The sequence below is a fragment of the Caulifigura coniformis genome, assembly GCF_007745175.1.
In the GTDB taxonomy this organism is placed as follows: Bacteria; Planctomycetota; Planctomycetia; order Planctomycetales; family Planctomycetaceae; genus Caulifigura; species Caulifigura coniformis.
The window spans coordinates 1,197,722-1,219,323 of the sequence record NZ_CP036271.1 but is presented as its reverse complement, the minus strand read 5'-3'; the positions used below and the strand labels follow the sequence as shown (position 1 = coordinate 1,219,323).

18 protein-coding genes are annotated in these 21,602 nt (G+C 63.7%); 14 read left to right on the top strand and 4 right to left on the bottom strand.

Annotated elements, in window-relative coordinates; translation table 11 throughout:
• The first annotated feature begins 173 nt into the window (after positions 1-173).
• From Pan44_RS04855 to eboE, 6 genes are all read left to right on the top strand, one after another.
• Positions 174-1,619, top strand: a complete 1,446-nt coding sequence (locus tag Pan44_RS04855; protein ID WP_145027813.1) for an SGNH/GDSL hydrolase family protein — start codon at positions 174-176, stop codon at positions 1,617-1,619.
• 133 nt (positions 1,620-1,752) lie between these two features.
• A complete protein-coding gene (gene smpB / locus Pan44_RS04850; protein ID WP_145027811.1) occupies positions 1,753-2,244 on the top strand; it encodes an SsrA-binding protein SmpB in 492 nt (163 codons plus the stop codon).
• A 613-nt stretch (positions 2,245-2,857) separates the two neighbouring features.
• Positions 2,858-4,276 (top strand): DUF1501 domain-containing protein, encoded by a 1,419-nt coding sequence (locus tag Pan44_RS04845; RefSeq protein ID WP_145027809.1) that lies wholly within the window; start codon positions 2,858-2,860, stop codon positions 4,274-4,276.
• Positions 4,277-4,324: 48 nt separating this feature from the next.
• Positions 4,325-5,872 carry a 4-alpha-glucanotransferase gene (gene malQ / locus Pan44_RS04840; protein WP_145027807.1) on the top strand — a complete coding sequence of 516 codons (1,548 nt, stop codon included), beginning with the start codon at positions 4,325-4,327 and terminating at the stop codon, positions 5,870-5,872.
• A gap of 175 nt (positions 5,873-6,047) precedes the next feature.
• Complete coding sequence (locus Pan44_RS04835) at positions 6,048-6,791, top strand: class I SAM-dependent methyltransferase (protein ID WP_197453854.1); 744 nt, start codon at positions 6,048-6,050, stop codon at positions 6,789-6,791.
• Positions 6,792-6,832: 41 nt separating this feature from the next.
• Positions 6,833-8,026 (top strand): metabolite traffic protein EboE, encoded by a 1,194-nt coding sequence (gene eboE / locus Pan44_RS04830; protein ID WP_145027802.1) that lies wholly within the window; start codon positions 6,833-6,835, stop codon positions 8,024-8,026.
• 12 nt (positions 8,027-8,038) lie between these two features.
• Here eboE and Pan44_RS04825 read toward each other — a convergent pair whose 3' ends face one another.
• The 3 genes from Pan44_RS04825 to Pan44_RS04815 form a co-directional block, all read right to left on the bottom strand.
• On the bottom strand, positions 8,039-8,698 hold the full coding sequence (locus Pan44_RS04825) for a hypothetical protein (RefSeq protein WP_145027799.1): 660 nt from the start codon (positions 8,696-8,698) through the stop codon (positions 8,039-8,041).
• Positions 8,699-8,828: 130 nt separating this feature from the next.
• The gene (locus tag Pan44_RS04820; protein WP_145027797.1) at positions 8,829-10,751 is read right to left on the bottom strand and encodes a cytochrome b N-terminal domain-containing protein; all 1,923 of its coding nucleotides are present in this window, start codon (positions 10,749-10,751) and stop codon (positions 8,829-8,831) included.
• 81 nt (positions 10,752-10,832) lie between these two features.
• On the bottom strand, positions 10,833-11,408 hold the full coding sequence (locus Pan44_RS04815) for a QcrA and Rieske domain-containing protein (protein ID WP_145027795.1): 576 nt from the start codon (positions 11,406-11,408) through the stop codon (positions 10,833-10,835).
• A 176-nt stretch (positions 11,409-11,584) separates the two neighbouring features.
• Between Pan44_RS04815 and Pan44_RS04810 the strand changes: the two genes are divergently transcribed.
• From Pan44_RS04810 to Pan44_RS04795, 4 genes are all read left to right on the top strand, one after another.
• A complete protein-coding gene (locus Pan44_RS04810) occupies positions 11,585-12,505 on the top strand; it encodes a bifunctional riboflavin kinase/FAD synthetase (protein ID WP_145027793.1) in 921 nt (306 codons plus the stop codon).
• A 145-nt stretch (positions 12,506-12,650) separates the two neighbouring features.
• Positions 12,651-13,637, top strand: a complete 987-nt coding sequence (locus Pan44_RS04805) for a DHH family phosphoesterase (RefSeq protein WP_145027791.1) — start codon at positions 12,651-12,653, stop codon at positions 13,635-13,637.
• Positions 13,638-13,642: 5 nt separating this feature from the next.
• Positions 13,643-13,975 (top strand): PspC domain-containing protein, encoded by a 333-nt coding sequence (locus Pan44_RS04800; protein ID WP_145027789.1) that lies wholly within the window; start codon positions 13,643-13,645, stop codon positions 13,973-13,975.
• A 320-nt stretch (positions 13,976-14,295) separates the two neighbouring features.
• Entirely contained in the window at positions 14,296-15,861 is a 1,566-nt protein-coding gene (locus Pan44_RS04795; RefSeq protein WP_145027787.1) for a HEAT repeat domain-containing protein, read from the top strand.
• 72 nt (positions 15,862-15,933) lie between these two features.
• Here Pan44_RS04795 and Pan44_RS04790 read toward each other — a convergent pair whose 3' ends face one another.
• Positions 15,934-17,577, bottom strand: a complete 1,644-nt coding sequence (locus tag Pan44_RS04790) for a sulfatase family protein (protein ID WP_197453852.1) — start codon at positions 17,575-17,577, stop codon at positions 15,934-15,936.
• Between the two features lie 120 nt (positions 17,578-17,697).
• Between Pan44_RS04790 and Pan44_RS04785 the strand changes: the two genes are divergently transcribed.
• The 4 genes from Pan44_RS04785 (at position 17,698) to Pan44_RS04770 (ending at position 21,577) form a co-directional block, all read left to right on the top strand.
• Entirely contained in the window at positions 17,698-17,919 is a 222-nt protein-coding gene (locus tag Pan44_RS04785; protein ID WP_145027785.1) for a DUF485 domain-containing protein, read from the top strand.
• 75 nt (positions 17,920-17,994) lie between these two features.
• Entirely contained in the window at positions 17,995-19,980 is a 1,986-nt protein-coding gene (locus Pan44_RS04780; RefSeq protein ID WP_145027783.1) for a sodium/solute symporter, read from the top strand.
• 13 nt (positions 19,981-19,993) lie between these two features.
• Positions 19,994-20,938 (top strand): helix-turn-helix domain-containing protein, encoded by a 945-nt coding sequence (locus Pan44_RS04775; protein WP_145027781.1) that lies wholly within the window; start codon positions 19,994-19,996, stop codon positions 20,936-20,938.
• Positions 20,939-20,986: 48 nt separating this feature from the next.
• A complete protein-coding gene (locus Pan44_RS04770) occupies positions 20,987-21,577 on the top strand; it encodes a DUF417 family protein (protein WP_145027779.1) in 591 nt (196 codons plus the stop codon).
• Positions 21,578-21,602: the final 25 nt, after the last annotated feature.

Below are 21,602 nucleotides of genomic sequence, written 5' to 3'. Positions count from 1 at the left end.
GTCAGAGCCGTCTGTCGGCAAAGGAAGCAACGAGTCAAGCGGCACCGGGGCCTCAACGGCTTGCGGGTTGAGACAACGGACACCTGTTCTACCTGGCCGTTGCCTGTCATTCAGCCGCCTGCGGAATAGGATGAGCAGCCCGACGTCACGAAGTCCTGTTCCTCGGAGCCCTCATGAAACCCGTTGCTCGCATCGCCTTCGCCCTGCTGGCGCTCGGTCTGTTCGCCCGGCCGGCCTGGTCGTTCCAGGCGCCGGCCGTGGAAGCCGCAAAGCCCGAACTGAAGCCGCTGCTCGGAAAGCTGGAACTGCAGGATGGCGACAGCATCGTCTTCCTGGGAGACAGCATTACCCACCAGGTTCTCTACACGCAGTACGTTGAGGACTACTTCTACACGCGGTTTCCAAAGATGCGTCTGAAGTTCCACAACGCCGGCGTCGGCGGCGACCGGGCCTGGGATGCGCTCGCACGCTTCGACCGCGATGTCGCGGCCTACAAGCCGAAGTATGTCACCGTCCTCCTGGGTATGAACGACGGCTCCGTCAAAGCCTATGACGATGCGCTCTTCAAGACTTACCAGCAGGACATGACGGAACTGCTGAAGCGAATCACCGACATCGGCGCGACTCCCATTCTCATTACGCCCACCATGTTCGACTCGCGAGCCGACCGGGCCCGCCCCAAAAACACGCGTGCCCCCGAGGACACGGCCCTCTACAACGCCACCCTCGCTTACTACGGCACGTGGTTGCGGGAAGTCGCCCAGGAGAATGGCTGGGGCTTCGTCGACATGTGGGGACCGCTGAACGCGATCACCACCGAGCAGCGCAAGACCAACCCGTCATTCACGATGATCAAGGACGCCGTCCACCCTCTGGAAGACGGCCAGCTCATCATGGCCGCTGCGATCATCAACGACATCGCTCCGTCCCGGCGCGTCTCTGCGATCTCGATCACCCGCGGCCCGAAGGGCCAGTTTCGCGCCGGCAAGCCTGCCGGAGGCGTCCTGTCTGATCTGGTCGCCGACCCGGAGAAGGTGGAGTTCACCTGGACAGCCGACTCTCTCCCCTGGGTGGTCCCGGCCAACGCAGCCCTGGGAGTGAAGCTTTCGAAGATGGGCCACCGGCTGGGAGCGGAATCGCTGCAGATCGCCGGGCTGGAACCGGGACGCTATACGCTGACAATCGACGACGTTGAAGTCGGCTCGTATACGGCCGAAGCGCTTAGCCGGCGCGTCGAGCTGCAGGGGAATGAGAAGACGCCCCAGTACCAGCAGGCCCTCGAAGTGGCGATGCTGAATGCGAAACGGAATAAAGGCCCGTTCGAAGGCGAAATCGATGGTCCGGAACGGATGAAACGCAACTGGTGGCGTAAGTTTCAGACGTACGCCCGCACGAAGCGGCAAAGTGATGCGACGCCGGCGGACGAGGCCTTGAAGAAGAAGGTCGAGGAACTGGCGAAGCAGATCGAGAACCTCGACGAACAGGTTTCCAAGTACAACGCGCAGTCGAAAGCGATCGAGGACGAAATCTTCCAGAAGAACCAGCCGAAGCCGAGGAAGTACGTCCTGAAGAAGGTCGCAGGCCCGGCGAACGCGAAGGGCAGCCGCAAGAACGCCTGATTCCGATGGCACGGGCGTTTCGTCCGTGCCGATCCAGGCGATCCTCTGCGGCCATCTCGGTGTCTCTCCGGCGGCACAGACATTTTCTGTCTGTGCCGCTTTCGTCCTGAACCAAGCCCGTACAATCCACCTGATGTCGACGAAATCCGGCAAATCGACCGCCGCCAAAGACGAGAAGAAATTCGTCTGCCGGAATCGCCGCGCGCTGCACGAATTCGAGATCCTGCAGGAACTCGAGTGCGGCATCGCGCTGATGGGCAGCGAAGTCAAAAGCATCCGGGCGGGAAAGATCACCATCGACGAAGCGTTCGGACGGGTTGAAGACGGCGAAGTCTGGCTCCTGAATGCGGATATCGCCGAGTATCCCCAGGCGTCCTATCTCAACCACGAACGGAAGCGGCCCCGCAAGCTCCTGATGAAGAAGCGGGAGATCCTCAAGTTCGCCGAGGCCGCCAAGCAGAAGGGACTCACGCTCATCCCGCTGTCGGTGCAGTTCGATCGGGGTTTCGTGAAGGTCACGCTCGCCGTCGGCAAGGGCCGACAACTTCACGACAAGCGCGAAAAGCTGAAGAAAGACTCAGCCAACCGCGAGATGCGCGAAGCCGTCCGCAAACGGCGATACTGACGCGATTCCGAAGTCGGCGACGCAACGTGGTTCTGACGCCGCCTGCCGCCGCGCATTCCGCACGTCCGCCTCGTTCATTTCTGTTCATCCCCGCCCCGGCTGACCGCAGAAAACGGCGGGCCGCGCAGGCACGGGCAGGGATCGGGAACAGTGCGGAGGTGTTTGACGCCGAGGGGGGCAAGGAGGGCGCGTTGTGTGGGTGGTACTGTACTCCTCGCCCTCTTTTCCTGCGGACGTTCAGTGGAAGGATCGGGAGAGCGTGGGTGGCGCGGACAGGGAGCCGGCCGGGCCGGGTTGTGTGACGACGGGTTGACGGTGGTTGTGTTCATGGGATCCTCCACCATGACGGGGGCGGTTGCGCGGGAGAGCTTGGTCCTCGGTACTCGGAAGTGCTTTGGCGAGTGGGGATTGGGGCAGGGCGAGTCACTTTTTCACGGTCGGTCGACTGTCGTTACCGCAAGTCATTTTGCGGCAACGGTGCAAGGCGACGACGAATTGGCCCATCTTAAGAACGTGACCAGCCCTGGCGGGCCGCGCAGGGTCTCGTCAACCGCTGATCCTGCCGATACAGTGTGAAGTCGGTGAATCCTCACGGTCGTCAGGGGTCGTAGTGATGCATTCAGACGTGCTGGCTCGTCGTGCTTTACTGAAATCCGCTGCGTGTGGCTTTGGTGGCCTCGCCCTCGCCGGACTGGCGGGGAAGTCCGCCAGCGCTGCGACCAGTCCCTACCAGGCCCGGCCGACACTCTTCCCCGCCCGGGCCAAGCGGGTGATCTTCATCTTCATGCAGGGGGGGCCGAGCCACGTCGATACGTTCGACTACAAGCCCCGTCTCGCCGAAGAGCACGGCAAGAAACTTGCCTTCAAGGATGCCCGCAAGCTCGCCAAGACGGGCATGAGCGGCAACGAACAGGTGATGATGTCGCCGTGGAAATTCAAACAGTACGGCGAATGCGGACGGTGGGCCTCGGAACTGTTCCCTTCCATCGCCCAGCACGTCGACGATCTCTGCTTCGTCCACAGCCTGCACACCAACGGTGTGGCCCATGGCCCGTCCACCATCTTTCTCCATACGGGGACGACCAACTTCGTCCGTCCGTCGATGGGAGCCTGGATCAGCTACGGCCTCGGCAATGAGAACGAGAACCTGCCGAGCTTCGTGACCATCAACCCTTCGCTCGGAAACGGCGGACCGCGCAACTACGGCAACGCCTTCCTTCCGGCCCACTACCAGGGAACCACCGTCGGCCGTGCCGGACAGCCTGCCCGCGATGCCCGCATCCAGTTCATCACGAACGACTCCGTCCCTCTCTCCGAGCAGAAACGCCAGCTCGAACTCCTCAGTTCGATCAACGCCGACCAGCTCGCGCGCCGCTCCCACGATGACGAACTCTCGGCCGTCGTGAACTCTTACGAGATGGCCTTCCGCATGCAGATGCATGCCCCGGAGATCACCGACATCTCGAAAGAGACGAAAGCGACCCAGGATCTCTACGGCATCGGGGTGAAGGAGACCGACGAATTCGGCCAGCAGTGCCTTCTGGCCCGCCGGATCTCCGAGGCCGGCTGCCGGTTTGTCCAGGTCAGCTATGCCGACAACACGGCCAATCCCCGCTGGGATCAGCACAGCAAGATCCAGCTGCATGCCACCCACGCCCAGGCCACCGATCGCCCCGTCGCAGGCCTTCTCGCCGACCTCAAGGCCCGCGGGCTGCTGGAAGACACCCTCGTCTGGTGGGGCGGTGAATTCGGCCGCAATCCGTTCACGCAGGGAGCCGACGGCCGCGATCACAATCCCAAGGGCTTCACCCACTTCTTTGCCGGCGGCGGGATGAAACCGGGATTCTCCTATGGAGCCACCGACGAATTCGGTCACGAGGCCGTCGTCGACAAGATGCACATGCATGACGTCCACGCCACGATTCTGCACGCACTCGGCCTGGACCACGAAAAACTCACCTACCGCCACGCCGGCCGCGATTTCCGTCTGACCGACGTGGAAGGCCGGGTCGTGAAAGACCTCTTCATCTAGCCGAGCCTCCACCAGCGAAGCGACTGCGATCAATCACGGATGGACATCATGACACGGAGACGTCGCGCCGGCGTGCTGCTGCACGTTTCGTCGCTTCCGGGGAAGCTCGGCATTGGCGACCTGGGACCTGAGGCCTACGCCTTCATCGATCAGCTCGCGAAGGCGAAGCAATCGGTCTGGCAGATCCTTCCGCTCGGCCCGACCGGCTACGGCGACTCGCCCTATCAGTGTTACTCGGCCTTCGCCGGGAACCCGTTGTTCGTCAGCCCGGAAATGCTGATCGAAGACGGCCTGCTCTCCGAAGCGGTCGTGAAAGAGTCTCGCAGGTTCGCGGCGGGAACGATCGACTTCGAAAAGCTCACGCCGATCCGGATGGAGTGGCTCAAGGAGGCCTTCACGGCGTTCCAGGGCCGCAAGCAGAAGAAGCTGACGGCCGCCTTCGAGGAGTTCTGCGCGACGGAGAAACGCTGGCTCGATGAGTTCGCCCTGTTCATGGCCCTGCGGGATCAGTGGCCCGATCGCAGCTGGGTCGACTGGCCCGAAAAGCTCCGCTCCCGCGACAAGCGCGCCCTCACGGAGGCTCGTAAGGAATTCGCCGACGGAATCCTGTTCCACCAGTTCGTCCAGTTCCAGTTCGCCCGGCAGTGGAACGATCTGCACGCCTTCGCTCGTGCCCGCGACATCGAGATCATGGGCGACGCCCCGATCTTCGTGTCGCATGAAAGCTCCGACGTCTGGGCCAATCAGGACCAGTTCGATCTCGGCGCCAATGGTCGTCCCCTGAAAGTCGCGGGCGTCCCGCCCGACTATTTCAGCAGCACGGGCCAGCACTGGGGCAACCCGCAGTATCGCTGGGACCGCATGGAAGCCGACGGTTTCCAATGGTGGATCCGGCGGATGGAGGCCAGCCTCAAATTTGTCGACCTCATCCGGCTCGACCATTTCCGCGGCTTCGAGGCTTATTGGGAGATCCCCGCCTCAGCCCCTACCGCCGCAACCGGAAAGTGGATGCCCGGCCCGCGTGAAAAGCTGTTCCACGCGATGCAGAAAGCCCTCGGCAGCCTCCCCATCATTGCGGAAGACCTCGGAGTCATCACGGCGCCCGTCCGCAAACTGCGGGACGACTTCGGCTTCCCCGGTATGCGCGTGCTGCAGTTTGGATTCGGCGGGGACGACGACATCCACCGACCGCACTTCTACGTCCAGAATTCCGTCGCCTACACCGGCACGCATGACAATGACACGACCGTCGGCTGGTTCAACGCCGAGCCAGGCAAGACGACGACCATGTCGCTGAAAGCGGTCCAGGCCGAGCGCCGGATGGTGCTCGACTACCTCAACACCACGGCCGAAGAGATCCACTGGGGGCTGATCCGGGGAGTCCACAGTTCCGTTTCCGACCTCGCCGTTGTCCCCGTCCAGGACATCCTCGGCCTCGGCTCGGAAGCCCGGATGAACACCCCAGGCACCTCCTCCGGCAACTGGCGGTGGCGGCTCCGACCGGGCCAGCTCAAATCCGAGCCCCTCTCCCGCCTCGCCCGCATGACCACCCTCTACGACCGGGCGCCTGACACCCCGCCGCCGACGGGAAAGTAGGCGCCCCCGGGACGCGGGAGACCAATGGCCGACCGGGAGGCGGAAATCCCCCCCGGTCCCATCGTGTGTCCGTGATTTCAATCACGCTCGACGCTCCCCAGAGCCGAGCATTTGATTCCGGGACGCACTCCTGATGGAATACTTCTCCAATCGGGCTGAATCAGGAGTTCAACGCGTGGCGCAACCAACGGCCGTCGAAAAGAAGAAAAAAGACCCGGCGAAGAGACTGGCCAAGCGGCGGTTCGCCGGCTTTCCGGCCATGAAAACCCTCGCGCCTCGCATGTATCGCGACCGCGTCAAATCGCTTTACGATGGCCCGAAAGGGGCCGGTCTGGCGATCGCAAGCCTCGTCTCCATGCATTCCCCGCTCGTTGGACGTATGTTCCGACGCAGGGACTTCGACGTCACCACGGCCCAGGCGATCCTCGACATCGGCTCCGGCGCCGGACAGATCATCAAGCATCTCGTCCGCTGCGCCCCGGAGAATGCCCACATCGTCGGCATCGACATCTCTCACCAGATGCTCAAGCGGGCCCGCAAGCAGATTCCGTCCCACCGGCCCGTGCTCATCACGGCCGACATGACGCACCTGCCGTTTCCCGACGAAACCTTCGACGTCATCACCTGCGGATACGTCCTCGAACATCTTCAGGACCCGATGCCCGGGCTGCTGGAGTTCCGCCGCGTTCTCAAACCGGGCGGCCGCCTGCTGATGCTCGTCACCGAAGACACCGTCCCCGGTGTCTGGACGAGCCGCACGTGGAAATGCCGCACCCACAATCGCAAAGAGCTGCATGAGGCTTTCGTCGCGGCCGGGCTCCCCTGGCGCGACCAGAAGTGGATGACCCCCGTCCACCGCTTCCTCAAGCTCGGCGGCATCGTCTTCGAAGCCGAAAAACGCGAACTCGCCGCCTCTTAAGTCTTCCAAGCCCCGCGTTCCCGCGCGGGATTTCTGCCGCCATGTCACTCAGCACGTTGCCGCTCAGTTACTGCAGCAACGTCCACCCTGCGCAGTCGCTGGCGGAGGTCCTCAAAGGTCTGGCGGAATTCACCGCCCCGACGCGGCAGGCCTGCGGCTTCCCCATCGCCGCCGGGCTCTGGCTTGCGAGCCCCGTCATCGCCGAACTCGTCAAGCCGACGGAAAACGCACTGCCCGCGCTGACCGAACGGATTGAAGACCTCGCAGCCGCCCTCAGCGATCTCGGCCTCGCCTGCTACACACTGAACACGTTCCCTTACGGGAACTTTCACAGCGAGCGGGTGAAGGACCAGGTTTATCTGCCCAACTGGACCACACCGGAGCGACGCGATTACACGATCGCCTCCGCCCGCGTTCTTGCGGCCATCCTGCCCGAAGGCTGCGACGGCAGCCTGTCGACGGTGCCTCTTGGATTCAAGAAGCATGTCGACGGGCCCGATTTCGAAGACCGCTGCATCGCTCACCTGCTCTCCGTCGCACAGCGGTTGGATGAGCTGCACGACGACACCGGCCGCTGCATCCGGCTGGCCATCGAGCCCGAACCGTTCTGCGTTCTCGAAACAACGGCCGAGACGGTCGACTTCTTCCCGCGGCTGTGGCGGGCCGCTGAAGCGGCGGGGCAGGAAGCCGTCGCGCGGCGGCATCTGGGTGTCTGTTTCGACGTCTGCCACCAGGCGCTGGAGTTCGAGGATGTCGCCGCATCAATCGCCACGCTGAAGGCGAAGGACATCCGGATCAACAAGCTGCATATCACCTGTGCCCTGAGGCTGTCCGAGCCGGCCGATGCGGAGGCCCGTCGTGAGCTGGCGGCTTTCGTCGAACCACGGTATCTGCATCAGACGCTCGCCCGTACGCCGCAGGGCGTCATTCTGCGGCGCGTCGATCTCGAACCGGCCCTGTGTGAATCCCCACCCGGGTCGTTCCTGACCGCCCCCGAATGGCGCATCCATTTCCACGTGCCGGTCCACCGCGAGGAGATCGGCCGCTTGAAAACGACTCAGGCCGAGCTGAAGCAGGCGATCACCACCGTCGCCGGACTCGACTACGCGCCGCACCTGGAGGTCGAGACGTATACCTGGGGCGTGCTTCCCACCCGCGGCGCGGCTCCGCTCGTTGAAGGTCTCACTGCCGAACTCAAGGCAGTCCAGGCCTGGATCAACGCCGCCCGGGCATAACGACTGGGTCACTTACGTCCCAGCCCGGTCCTTTGCGGCAGTGACGTGAACGTCGTCGATCTCGATGCCCGCATCACCGCCGTTCTGCATGAACAGCAGCTTCCGTTTCACCGCGTTGAAATCGGGCCGCTTCAGCGTCTCGGTCCACTTCATGCCGTCCAGCGTCATCACCACTTCTTCGCCATGAAACTCGGCCGTTACGGTGTGCCACTCGCTTTTCGAGAGATCGATCTTTGACGGAGGCAGCAGCTCGTTGAGTCGGTAGGCCTTGCTGACCGGGTCGGCCTCTCTCCGCTTCTGGCGCATTGGATGGTCCGCATCGCGCGAATGCCCATCGACCTCCAGCTGGATCCGGTCGCGGAGCAGCTTGATCCTCAGCAGGTGGTCGACACTCCCAAACCCGTCGTCGCCATCGACGAAGAACCACAGCCAGCCTCCCTCTCCGAGATGCCGGTAGCGGAAAGAGATCGCGAGGTCCTTTCCTTCGACCGGCATGAACACCATCGGCGGATAGGCAGTGCCGGTCGTGCCGCGCGTCCAGAGCACTCCATTCCGCACCTCCGTGTACTTGTTCGGAATCGGGTGCAGGAACTGCTTCAGGTCGATCGGTTCAAAGGTCTCGTGGATCTCACGGACCTTCTCATCCGCTGCGGCCAGCAACGGGACAACCACACAGGCTACTCGCGCCAGCGAAATCATGACGCCCCCCATGAAATCTCCAGAGACCGCGCCCGGTCTGCACCATCGACAAACCAAGCCCACCTTCGGCGTGCGGCCGGCACAGCCGGCCCTGCGTCGGAAATCACTCCGTGGTCGGCGACTCCTTCGTCGGCTCCTCAGGCGGCAGGTAGTACTCGCCGATAATCCATCGCGTAATCATGTCGAGTTCATGATCGCTGAGTTGTCCGTGGAACGCCGGCATGGCATTCGACTCACCATAATGAGCGTCCGGGTTCAGCAGCATCTGTTTCAGCCAGTCCTTGCCGCCGTATCCCGTGAGAATCGGCTCGCCACTGGCGGACAGCGGCTCCGTTTCGCCCGGCAGGATCATGGTGTGGCAGTCGGCGCAGGCGGTCGTCAACTCGCCGTCCGCGAGCTTGCCCGACTGGAAGATCTCGCGGCCGGCAAGCACTTTCGGGTCATTCTGCGGCAACGCATCGCTTCGGCCGCTCTGCGTGTAGAGGAATTCCACGATCGCTTCGAAGCTCGCCTTGTTGGCCTCACTGTTCAGGGCCGCGCTGTTCTCCTTGGACCATTCGGCCATCGTGCCCCCTGGAAGCTCCCGGGCCTTCTCGGCCATCACGGTCGCGTTCTCGGTCGACTTCATGTGCTCCGCAAAGTTTGACAGCAGTCCCTTGATCCACGCCCGGCTGCCGAACGTGGCCAGGTCCGGCGCCTTTGCCGCGACCGGCTTGGCCGGTGCATCGAGCGCCGACTCATCGATCTGCACCACGTCGTTGCCGAGCCCGTCCTGCCCCTGCCAGCGATGGCAGTCGGAGCAGCGGGTCTGAAAGAGCCGCGGCCCCTGGGTCAGTGGGTCGTTGAGCAACAGGCTGATCGCTCCCTCCGGGGGAATCCCAGCCGGCGCCTGCGATAGAGCGACAGCCCGCTGGCCATCCTTGTGCGCCTGGGCCACGGCCGCGCGGAAGCTCCGCCCGTCAGCCGTGTCGGCAATCCAGTCTTCATAAAGGGCGACGCCGGTCAGTCCGACCGACCCCAGCACCACCAGCACCAGGAAGCCGACGTTGAACTTGTGCCCTCCCTTCACCCGCGCAATGAACGGCATCAGCGCGATGATCGTCATCAGGATCCCAGGAAGAACGACGGCGCCGAACGCCTCGCCGAGCCCTGTCACTTCGCCGGCGTGGGAGACCCATCCGAATTTCAGGAAGCGGAACAGAAACAGGTAGTACCATTCGGGCCGGGCCGCTGAGAATCCGGAGGCGGGGTTGGCCGGGGCGCTCAGTTCGGCCCCTTTCCAGACGGCGAGGAGCAAGAGCGTCGCCAGGATCGCGAGACAGGCCACCGCATCCATCAGCACCTGGTCAGGCCAGAACTCCGAATCCGGTTTGCGATAGGGCTGCTTCGCGGTGATTCCATGCCGACGGAAGACGTAGATGTGCAGGGCCAGGAACGCGACCAGCAATGCCGGCAGGATTCCGGCATGCAGGGCGAAGAATCGCGTCAGGGTGTGGTGGCCATAGGAGGGGCCTCCCTGAGCCAGCTGCTGGATCTGCGGCCCGATCCCGGGCGTCGATCCCATGATCTCCGTCGCCACGCGGGTCGCGTAGTAGCCCTTCTGGTCCCAGGGAAGCAGGTAGCCCGTCAGCCCCAGGCCCAGCACGATCTGCATCAGCACGAGGCCGAGCCAGAAGTTCATTTCGCGCGGCGCCTTGTATGCGCCGTCGATGACTACCTGCATCAGGTGGACGGCCATGAGGACGACCATCGCCTGCGCAGCGAAATGGTGGACGCCGCGGAGCACGGACCCGAGGGTCATCTCATGCTGGATGTAGTACACACTTTCCCAGGCCGTTCCCGAGCTGGGACTGTACCCGGCCCAGAGCGCGAAGCCGGTGACGACCTGGACCATGAACACGAAGGTGAGGGTGCTGCCCCAGACGTAGCGCCAGCGGGCTCCGCCGGGGATGTGCTCCCGCAGCGCCTCGTGCATCAGGTCGCGGTAGCCGGTGCGGTCATCGAGCCAATTGAGGAATAACTTCATGGAACGACGCTTCGTGCGTTGGAGAAGAGACCAGCCGGCTGGCGGCTCGAGTGGAATTGAGGAGGAGGCGGGGAAACGCGATCAGCTGACGACTTTGCGTTCCGACGTTCCCGCGCGGAAGGTCTGGTACTTCACTTCCACTTCGTTCTTCTCATTAACTCGGACTTCCAGCGGGTCCATGGACCGCGGCGGAATCTGGTTTTCCCGTTCGCCATCCAGCTTGAACGAGCTGGCGTGGCAGGGGCACAAGTAGAGCTTGGCCTTTTCTTCGTAGTTGATCGTGCATCCGAGATGCGGACAGACGCAACTGAAGCACTTCAGCTGCCCGTCCTCATTCCGGCTGAGGAAGACCGAGCCGACCTGGCGATCGGGATACTTGTTCCAGGCGTCCTGGATATCCATCTGCACGGGAAACGCGCGGGGCGAACCGTCTTTCGGGATGGCCTCGACCGTGGTGATCTTCACGTAGCCGTCCCCTTCCGCGGCCCCCGCTTTCTTCTTTTTCAGCAGCGGGTGCAACAGGAACGCGATCCCGGGAATCGTCGGCACAACGGCGACAATCGTTCCGATCACACCGGCGGCAAGGCCTGCGAGAAAACGGCGACGCTGTGCAGCGGGCGCCCCAGCGGCCGGGGACGCGGAAGTCGGTTTCGACATGGGAGTGAACAGGGGAGGAGTGATGTCTCAGGTGGGAACGTCATGCTACCACGCAGTCGATCAAACATTCACGCCCAAACGAGGCCACGGTCGACAACGGCCCCCGGACGCCCCATGGATTGACTCGGCTCGGGCCACGGTTGTCCCCTGCCCGGCCGAACCCTACGTTCGTCGTCATGGATCTGCAGTCTGGATTTGAACGGCCCGACGCGTACCGCGGCGGGGTCGTCTCGATCGGCAACTTCGACGGCGTTCACCGGGGTCACCAGGTGATGGCCCGCACAGTCGCCCTGCGCGCACGGGAACTGGGTGTTCCGAGCGTCATCATGACGTTCGATCCGCATCCGACCGTCCTGCTGGCTCCCGACCGCACGCCCCCGCAACTCACCACGATCCACAAACGGGCCGAACTGCTGGATCGCTGCGGCATCGACTGCGTCATCGCCTACCCGACCGATCGCAACCTGCTCCAGCTCGAGCCGGAAGAGTTCTTCCAGCTCATCATCCGCGACGAACTCGAGGCACGGGCGCTCATCGAAGGGCCGAACTTCCATTTCGGACACCGCCGCGCAGGCACCATCGACACGCTCCGCACGCTCTGCTCGCAACACAACATGCGGCTGCAGATTCTCGACCCGGTCGCGGACGACACGGGTTGGATGGTTTCCTCCACCGACATCCGGAAGGCGATTGCCGAAGGCCGACTGCCGGACGCGGCCGACCTGCTGGGCCGGCCTTATTCCGTCTCGGGAGTTGTCGGCAGCGGTGCGCAGCGCGGCCGACACCTCGGATTCCCCACGGCGAATCTTGAGAACATCACCGTCATGCTCCCGCCGGACGGCGTTTACGCCGGTCGCGTCGAACTGGCGGATGGACCGCGACTCGCGGCCACGCACATCGGACCGAACGTCACGTTCGGCGAACTGGCCAAGAAGGTCGAAGTCCACCTGCTCGATTTCGCGGGCGACCTGTACGGGAAGGTTCTGGAGGTCACCTTCCTCGAGCGGGTCCGTGGAACGCAGAAGTTTGACGGGGTCGACGCGCTCAGGCGGCAGATGGAACTGGACATCGCACGCGTCCGCGAAATCGCGGGTTAACGCCTCATGACATTCCCCACCGGCGCGGTTATACCGCGTCTCACCACGGCGACGTCGACCGTTCCAGCATTTGGCCGGCTCCCGGGCTTTGCGCCGCCGCCTTTCACCGCGACGATACTGAGAAAAAGGGCCTGACCTCGTGACCATGATCGACTGGCGCCCCCTGATTGCCATTGTGCACGACGCCCACCGTTTCGTGATCACCAGCCACGTCCGCCCTGACGCCGACGCCATCGGCTCGGAGATGGGCCTCGCCGGCGCCCTGCGGGCGCTCGGGAAGGACGTGCGGATCATTAATCCCTCCGCCACTCCGAACCACCTCTCCTTCCTCGACCCGCATGCCTCGATCTTCAAGCTCGGGGAAGGCATCACTGTCGAGGAAGCGTGCCAGACCGATGTGCACATCATCGTCGACACCAGCGCGTGGCAGCAGATCGACACTGTCGGCAAGGTGATCGAAAAAACGGCTGCAACGAAGGTCGTCATCGACCATCACATCAGTTCGGACAATCTGGGAGCGGTCGAATTCAAAGACACGTCGGCCGCGGCCGCGGGCGTGCTCGTACTCGAATTCATCGAAGCCCTGGGTCTCGTTCCAAACATCGACCAGGCGACGCAGATCTTCACGGCGATCGCGACCGATACCGGCTGGTTCCGGTTTCCCAGCGTCGATGTCCGAACGATGGATTGCGTGAAGCGACTCGTCGGCTTCGGAGTGCAGCCCGCCGTCGTCTATCGCGAGCTGTACGAGCGCTCCACGCTGTCCCGGCTGAAGCTGCATGGCCGCGTGCTCAGCCGCGTGGCGGTCGACTTCGAGGGGAAGCTGGCCCACACCTTTGTCCTCCAGAAGGACTTCGAGGAGTTGAACGCACATCCTTCGGACACCGAGGATCTCGTCAACGACTGCCTGACGATCAACGGCGCGCAGTGCGCGATCATTCTCGTCGAGCAGAAGTCGGGGCAGGTGAAGTGCAGCTTCCGCAGCCGGACCGGGCTGGACGTCGCCCGCGTGGCCGAGACCTTCGGCGGCGGCGGACATCGCCAGGCCTCGGGGGCCATGCTTCCGGGACCGTTCGCGACGGCCCAGGCGCGCGTTCTGAAGGCCATCGAAGAAGCTCTGACCGCGGAGTAGCCGCTGTGACACTCGCCGAGGAACTCGAACGGCTCGCCGATCTCCACGCGCGTGGCCTGTTGACGGCCGACGAGTTCCAGCAGGCGAAGCAGGCAGTGCTGAACCGCACGGCCGCATCGCCAACGGTGAAGATCCAAAGGTCGCTGCAGTACCTTCGTCGCTCGACGCGCGACCCGGTTCTTGGTGGGGTCTGTGCGGGCCTTGCGGAGTCGACCTCGCTTCCCGCCTGGCTGTGGCGGACCCTGTTCGTGATGCTCGCGATCAGCGCCGGCGTGGGGATTGTGCTGTACCTGGTTCTGTGGGCGCTGATTCCCCCGGACACGATTCCGGAGCCGTAACTCAGGAGAATCCGGAACAACCGGGCGATCAGGGCGAACTGTCAGAAACGATTGAACCGGGCGGAGCGACTCATCCGATAAATGAGTCACTGCCGTTGTCTTCGGTCTGGTCTGGATGAACGACCACGCCGCGGCGCGCGGTGCACGCGCTGCACCCGGGAAGACGAGGGCGTTTGAGTCGCCTGCAACTGGGCCGGGGGGCTTCGTGCAGGCGGTGAATTCATCATCCCGGGGGGGACGGCGTGCAGGAGGATTCTGCACGCTGAAATCAGGGAAATTCGAGGGTGGCGGGCATCGCCCGGCTCTCAGGGGGATCAAGGATGCAATTCCCGTCTCGGTATGCGCTTCTGGTCTGTGGACCACTCTCGATCTGGGGCCTGGGCTGCTCCGCCGTCACCAGCCGGCCGGTGGCCCATGCCGGCCCGGCCATCAGCAACACCGATCGCCTGCTGAGCATGGCGCAGGTGTACGAGCAGAAAGGGCAGCTGCAGCAGGCCCACAAGCTGTACTGCCAGGTGCTGCAGGAGAATCCGAACCATGCGGTCGCCCGCGAGCACGCGACCGACCTGATGGCCGCCATCAGCAACGTGCAGTCGGCCAAGGATCCGTCGGCACAGCCGGAGCTGGCCGTAAGTGCCGAGTCGACGCCGACCGGCGTGAACGTTTCTTCGATTCCCCAGGCACCAACCGACCCGGCGCTGGTGGGAAAGCAGGGTCGCAAGATCCTGAGCGATGAAGAAGTCGCAGCCCGGATTCCGAAGCCGCGTGCCTACGCCAAGGCCGCGCCCGCCCGGAAACCTGACGTGGCGACCGTCACGCACCAGGAAACCAAGACCGGCGCCGTGACCACCGCCGAGCAGCTTGATGAGATGCCGCCAGCGACGACGGTGATGGTGATCGAGCAGCCGATCACGGTCGTCGAAGCTCCGGCGCCGATCGAGCTTCCTGCCGTCGAACCGCTGCCGGTCAACACCACGACGGCAATTCCGCTCACCATTTCCGAGCCGGTGATGGTCGCCTCGGAGCCTGCCCTGATCGCCGTGCAGACCCCGCAGGAACCTGCGGTGCTCACGGTGGAAGCGGCGCCGATCCTGACCGTCGTCGAAGCCGCTGCTCCAGCGACGATCGTCGTCGAATCGGCCCCGGCGACGACGTGGGTCAAGTCATCGCTCACGCGGCTTTGCCCCAACGCACCTGAACAGTTCCAGTCACATCTCGCGACGCTGAACGCGGCCGATCCGGAAGCACGCAAGGCGGCGATTGAAGAGATCGCCAGTCATGGCCGCGCCGCGATCCCCTGCCTGCCGGCGATCCGCGCCTGTCTGAACGACGCCGATCCGCTGGTGCAGGCTCATGCAGCCTGGGCGATGTGGACGATCACGGGTCAGTCAAGCGAATCGATCCGCTGCCTGACGGCCGTGCTCGAATGCAGCCAGGAAGAAGCGGTGGTGTTCGCCTGCTACGTTCTCGGCTCGATGGGACCACAGGCCCAGGCGGCGGCTCCGACGCTCGCCCGACTGCAGGACGACGACTCGACCGCAATCCGCGTCCACGCGTCGGAAGCCATGCTGAAGGTCAGCGGCGACGCAACTCTCGCCGTGCAGGTGCTCAAGGCCTCGCTGGCCTCGCACCGGCCGGACGAACGTTGCCTGGCTGCCGTGGCGCTGGGCTCGGCGAAGGGGGCCGAGCGTCAATCGGCCGTCTCGAGCCTGATCGCCGCCCTGTACGACGCGGACGCCAGCGTCCGCTGCTCGGCGGCCCTCGCCCTCGGCGGCTTCGGGCCGGAAGCCCAAGCGGCCACGTCGGCCCTCGAAGTCGCTGCCTCGGCGACGGACCTGGAGACACGCGAAGCAGCGACCACAGCGCTGGCCTGCATTCGCAAATAGGTGTCGAAGAAGTTCGGATTCCCGCAACCTGGCTCTTCAACTTGAAGAGCCAGGTTTCTTGATTTCTCGGGGCTATTTGACGAGCTTCACCTCGACGGCGTTCTTCTGAGGCGCCCCGGGAGTGCTCCGGCCGTCAGCGATGTATTTCTCCAGCAGTGCCCGCAGCTTCTTCACCACCTCGGGATGCGCGTCCTGAAGGTTCGTCTGCTCTCCGATCTCGTCCTTCAGGTTGAACAGCTGCACGTCCGGGAGCCCCTTCGACGCCTGCGGGTTGTTCGGCCTGGGAGCGCTCCAGCCCCCGGAATCGGGGCAGACAGCCAGCTTCCACTCTCCCTGCCGGATCGCGAACGAGCCGTTGATCGAATGGTGGACGACCGCTTCATGCACAGGGCCCGTCGCCCGTCCTTCCAGGACCGCCAGGTAGCTGACGCTATCCTCACCGGCGTTCTCCGGCAGCGGCGCCCCGACGAGCTCCGCGCAGGTGGCCATGAAGTCGCCAAGCCACACCGTCTGGTCAGTCTCAGTCCCGGCTTTCACGCGGGCGGGCCAGCGTACGAGAAATGGAATATGGTGGCCTCCTTCAAAGATGTCGGCCTTGGTGCCGCGGAAGACGTCGCTCGGGTTGTGTCCCTTCGCGAGCAATTCATCGAACTTGGCCTGCGGCGAGCAGCCGTTGTCACTGGTGACGACAATCAGCGTGTTCTCTTTCAACCCCGCCTTGTCGATGGCGTCGACGATCTGGCCGATGCAGTGATCCGTCTGCATGACAAAGTCGGCGTAGGGGTTCAGCCCGCTCTTTCCCCGCCATTCGGCCGTCGGCGCGATCGGCGTGTGCGGGGACGCCAGCGGCAGGTAGATGAAGAACGGCTTTCCACTTTTCGCGGCAGCCGCCTGTGACTCCACGATGCGGATGGTCTCCTTCGTGAGCGCTGGAAGGACATGCTCATCTTCAAACTCGGGAGCGGCCGGCCCGAGCCGGGTTTTGCCCCCTTCGCGCCCGTGCATCATCGCGAAGGCCTTGTCGACGGTCGGAAGGACCTCCACGCGATCTCCCCTCAGGAACGTGTAGGGAACCATGTCGAGCGAGGCGCTGATTCCGAAATACTCGTCAAACCCGTTCGCGAGCGGGCCGTTGGCGAACGGGCTGGAATAGTCGACGTTGTGCACCTGCTTCGGGGTCTCGATGCTCAGCGGGTTAACATCCTTCCCATCGAGCTTCACCCAATCGACTCCAAGGTGCCATTTCCCCACGCACGCCGTGTGGTAGCCGTGGTCCTTCAGCAGCGACGCCACGGTCAGGCGGCCTGGCTCGATGAGGCTCGGGCTGAGCCCCCCCAGGACGCCGGACTGCAGCCGGGACCGCCATGCATAGCGGCCGGTCATGACGCCATAGCGAGTGGGAGTGCACACCGCCGAGCCTGAATGGGCGTCCGTGAACACCATCCCGTCCCGGGCCAGGGCATCCATCCGGGGGGTCGCGATCTTGCCATCGGAGTTCAGGCAGCGAACATCCCCGTAGCCGAGATCGTCACACAGGATGTAGACGATGTTGGGCTTCGGACCGGCGGCAAACGTCGAACCGCCGCAGAGCCCGACGAGCACCCAGACGAAGGACAGGATCGTGGCGCGGAGGCCGGGAGTCCGCCGAACAGGCAAGCCCCCGTCGCGCTGGGGGGCCGTCGGAATCGCCGTCATGATTTCTGGACAGACTGTCATCGTTCACCTCGAAGGGAGCACTGATCGACTGCTGCTGGTTTTCCGCTGACCGCATCGTCTGATACTGTCGCCTTCTTCGCAAAGGCACAGCGGATTGCACTCTCCCGTTTTGAGGCCGGCATGTCGTCGAATGTGAGCCCGATCGGGCTGAAACTGTTCCTGCTCTATCTCGCCGCGTACGGCGTGTTCGTCGCGCTGAACGCGTTCTGGCCGGACGTCATGAAGACGCCCGCCATCGCGGGGGTGAACCTGGCGATCGTGTACGGATTCGGGCTGATTGTCGGCGCGTTCGTGCTGGCTGTGATTTACGCCGTCGCGAGTGGAGACAAAGGGCAAACCTAGGTCCGGCGTCTTTCGTCGAACACCTCGCATCCCGAAGTCTCCAACGATTCCGGCCGGCACAGCCGCCCCTGCAACATGCTCTATCAACCTTCGACTCTCGCCGTCATCGTCTTCTTTGCCTTCGTGGGCGTGACGCTCGGCCTCAGTTTCTGGCTGGGCCGCAAAGCGAAATCGTCCGCCGGGTACTTCGCCGCCCACGGCGAAATTCCGTGGTTCGTCAACGGCGTCGCCTTCGCCGGCGATTATCTCTCGGCTGCGTCGTTCCTCGGCATCTGCGGAATGATCGCCTTCTACGGCTACGACGGGTTCCTGTACTCGATCGGCTACCTGGCCGGCTGGATCGTCGCCCTCTTCGTCATCGCCGAACCGATGAAGCGGCTCGGCAAGTTCACGTTCGCCGATGCGCTCGACGCGAAGTTCGGCTCACGTGGCATCAAGCTGGCGGCCGGCGTGAGCACACTCGTTGTGAGCCTCTTTTATCTCATCCCACAGATGGTCGGGGCGGGGACTCTCGTGAAGCCCTTGCTCGGGCTGCCGCACTGGGCGGGTGTGGTGATGGTCGGCGCGGTGGTGATCCTGATCGTGACGACTGCGGGGATGGTGTCGACGACGTGGGTGCAGTTCATCAAGGGGGCGCTGCTGGTGGTGCTGTGCAGCGCGCTGACGGCGATGATTCTGGTGCGAGGGCATCGAAGCGACTTGCCCGTCGACGGAGAACCGAAGTCTCGCTGGTTCAGGACAACGGCACTCAGCAGCACGGATCAAACGGTCTTCGAGGAAAATGTCCGCTGGCCCGTGACAGCGAATTCCGTTCAGCCGCTCCCTGCAACCGGCGCCTGGGCCGACAAGCCCTACGCGCGACTGCCGCTCGCCGATGGCCGTATTCTCGTGCTGCGTCTCAGCCCCGACGGGAAGCAGGTCGGCGTCTGTCAGACGTCGTTCGTCAAGGACGGGGTGAAGTTCGTCAATGGCCGCCCGCAACAGCTGGGAGAAGTCGACAAGGCCACGGGAAAGTGGGACGACACGCAAAAGAACGACTTCGATCCTGTCGGAGAGATCGTGCTTCCCGACTCCTCGAAACCCGTGGAGGCATTCCTCTCGCCAACCGCCTACATCTCGACGCTCGCCAAGAGCGACGTCGTGACCTGGAGCAAGGATAAGATTGTCGAGGAGGGAACCGAACTGACGATCTTCTACCCCACGCTCAGGAAAGGTGAGGACGTTCTCGTCCCCGGCGGCAGTCCCACTTTCGCCGGAATCAGGAGTGACGAGCTCACCAACAAGCTCGACTTTATCTCCCTGATGCTGGCCCTCTTCGCCGGCACCGCCTCGCTGCCGCACATCCTCATCCGCTACTACACGGTGAAGGACGCGCATGCCGCGCGGCTGAGTACCGTCGTCGGCATCTTCACGATCGGGTTCTTTTACATCCTCACCCTCTACCTCGGCCTGGCCGCGATGACGAGCCGCGTCCTCGATCCGACCGATTCCAACATGGCCGCCCCGCTGCTCGCCAAGAGCTTCGGCGAATTCATGTTCGCAGCGATCTCGGCCGTCGCGTTCACCACCGTGCTGGGGACCGTGAGCGGCCTGATCCTGGCGGCGAGCGGCGCCGTCGCGCACGACCTCCTGGCTCATGGCTTCGGCGTGCAGATGAGCGATCACGAGAAGATCCGCATCGCCAAGATCACGGCCGTGGTCGTCGGGCTGGTCGGCATTGGTCTCGGCATCGTTTTCAAGGATTTCAACGTCACGTTCCTGGTCGGCTGGGCGTTCAACATCGCCGCCAGCGCCAACCTGCCGGCACTCGTGATGCTGCTCTTCTGGCCGCGCACGACGAAGCAGGGAATCATCGCGTCGGTCCTCGTCGGCATGCTGTCGTCGCTGACGTGGGTGCTGCTGAGCGGACCGGCCATGGTGAACCTGTACGGCATGAAGGCGACAGACGCCCTGGTCCCGTTCAGCCAGCCGGGGCTCGTCACGATTCCTCTGGGGTTCGCGACGCTCGTGCTCGTTTCGCTGATGACGCAGCCGAAGCACACGACCGCCGCGGCCGCGTGACCGGATCGTCGTCATGCCGTCACCGCGATTGAGCTTCTACGACCCGCGCCGCGGACAGCCCGCCGTCGAACAGTCCCCCTTCACCATCAAGGACGCATTCGAACCCGCACGCACCAACTGTTTCACGATCGCCCATATCGGTCGCGGCCAGGGTTCGTTCTGGGCCGATGCAGGACAGCACTCCTACTCGCCGTCTTCGCTCCTCTTCTTCGTTCCCTATCAACACATCCGCCTCGAACCGTCAGAAGAAACGACCGGCGAGCTCATCCGCTTCCACGCCAATTTCCTCTGCGTCGAAACCTTTCACGCCGAAACCGGCTGCAGCGGCGTCCTGTTCAACGATCCCTACGGCAGCCCTGTCGTGGAACTCGATCGCTCGACCGCATCGCGCGTGAAAGGACTGATCCAGGAACTGCGACGGGAACTGGAATCCCCAAAGCTCGCCGGCGACGAAGCGGCGCTGGCATACCTCAAGCTGCTGCTGATCACGGCCTCCAGACGCAAGGTGGCGATGCCTGCGGCGAAGTCGTCGCGCACGCAGCCGCGCCATCCCGCGATCGAGCCTCTCACGCAACTCATTGAAGAGAACTACCGGACTGTCCACGCCCCGGCCGACTACGCGTCGAAACTGCACATGACGCCGAAAACCCTCGGCCGCATCGTGAAGGAACAGCTCGGCAAAACGCTCACCGATCTCATCCGCGAGCGGGTGCTGACCCATGCCAAGTGGCAGCTGCTGCACACCCTTCGGCCCGTGAAGGAAATCGCCCGCGAAGTCGGCTTCGACGACGAGCTCTATTTCAGCCGGTTCTTCAAGAAGTCGACCAGCGTTTCGCCGACGTTCTTCCGGGAATTCGAGACCGAAATCCGCGGCGGGAGCAATCTGTCCATGTCTTCGTCCTCCGCGCCCATTCAGAGAGCGGCCGCCAGCTCCGATCATTCCCTCAGCAACGCATGATCCGGGACGTTCCGGACAGCTGACAGGGAATGGCTCGGAGACTGATCGATGACACGGCTTCTGGAACTGGCGTCCGGCGCGGACCGCGTGGGAATCACCGTCACACGGATCGGACTGATCGTCGTGTTGCTCTGGATCGGCGGACTGAAGGCCTTTCGTTATGAGGCCGACGGCATTGTCCCGTTTGTGGCGAACAGCCCGTTCATGAGCTTCTTCTACACGGACGGGGCGAACTATGCGGCTCACAAGAACCCCGAAGGCAAGCTGGTTCCCGAGAACCGCTCCTGGCACGAACGCAACAACACCTACCCCTTCGCCTGGGGGCTGGGGACGGTGATTTGCCTGTACGGCGCGCTACTCTGCCTGCACCCCGTGTGGCCGACAGCCGCGGCGATCGGCAGCTTCCTCGTGTTCGTGATGTCGTTCGTGACGCTGTCGTTCCTGATCACGACTCCCGAATGCTGGGTGCCGGCGCTCGGGGACGCCAACCACGGCTTCCCCTATCTCAGCGGAGCCGGCCGGCTCGTCATCAAGGATGCCATCATGATGGGCGCTGCGCTCGTCACCATGGCCGATTCCGCAAAGGCGGCCCTCCGAAACCGCGACCACGCACAGGTCGTCTCCACCAGCGCTCCCTGAATCGCACACAGCCTCAGGAGGCACA

What these genes read in the sequence shown, in the direction of transcription:
- smpB (WP_145027811.1), top strand. Translation starts at nt 1,753, where the DNA reads ATGTCGACGAAATCCGGCAAATCGACCGCCGCCAAAGACGAGAAGAAA.
- Pan44_RS04805 (WP_145027791.1), top strand. Translation starts at nt 12,651, where the DNA reads ATGATCGACTGGCGCCCCCTGATTGCCATTGTGCACGACGCCCACCGT.
- Pan44_RS04785 (WP_145027785.1), top strand. Translation starts at nt 17,698, where the DNA reads ATGTCGTCGAATGTGAGCCCGATCGGGCTGAAACTGTTCCTGCTCTAT.
- Pan44_RS04780 (WP_145027783.1), top strand. Translation starts at nt 17,995, where the DNA reads ATGCTCTATCAACCTTCGACTCTCGCCGTCATCGTCTTCTTTGCCTTC.
- Pan44_RS04775 (WP_145027781.1), top strand. Translation starts at nt 19,994, where the DNA reads ATGCCGTCACCGCGATTGAGCTTCTACGACCCGCGCCGCGGACAGCCC.
- Pan44_RS04790 (WP_197453852.1), bottom strand. Translation starts at nt 17,577, where the DNA reads ATGACAGTCTGTCCAGAAATCATGACGGCGATTCCGACGGCCCCCCAG.
- eboE (WP_145027802.1), top strand. Translation starts at nt 6,833, where the DNA reads ATGTCACTCAGCACGTTGCCGCTCAGTTACTGCAGCAACGTCCACCCT.
- Pan44_RS04810 (WP_145027793.1), top strand. Translation starts at nt 11,585, where the DNA reads ATGGATCTGCAGTCTGGATTTGAACGGCCCGACGCGTACCGCGGCGGG.
- malQ (WP_145027807.1), top strand. Translation starts at nt 4,325, where the DNA reads ATGACACGGAGACGTCGCGCCGGCGTGCTGCTGCACGTTTCGTCGCTT.
- Pan44_RS04770 (WP_145027779.1), top strand. Translation starts at nt 20,987, where the DNA reads ATGACACGGCTTCTGGAACTGGCGTCCGGCGCGGACCGCGTGGGAATC.
- Pan44_RS04820 (WP_145027797.1), bottom strand. Translation starts at nt 10,751, where the DNA reads ATGAAGTTATTCCTCAATTGGCTCGATGACCGCACCGGCTACCGCGAC.
- Pan44_RS04855 (WP_145027813.1), top strand. Translation starts at nt 174, where the DNA reads ATGAAACCCGTTGCTCGCATCGCCTTCGCCCTGCTGGCGCTCGGTCTG.
- Pan44_RS04815 (WP_145027795.1), bottom strand. Translation starts at nt 11,408, where the DNA reads ATGTCGAAACCGACTTCCGCGTCCCCGGCCGCTGGGGCGCCCGCTGCA.
- Pan44_RS04845 (WP_145027809.1), top strand. Translation starts at nt 2,858, where the DNA reads ATGCATTCAGACGTGCTGGCTCGTCGTGCTTTACTGAAATCCGCTGCG.
- Pan44_RS04795 (WP_145027787.1), top strand. Translation starts at nt 14,296, where the DNA reads ATGCAATTCCCGTCTCGGTATGCGCTTCTGGTCTGTGGACCACTCTCG.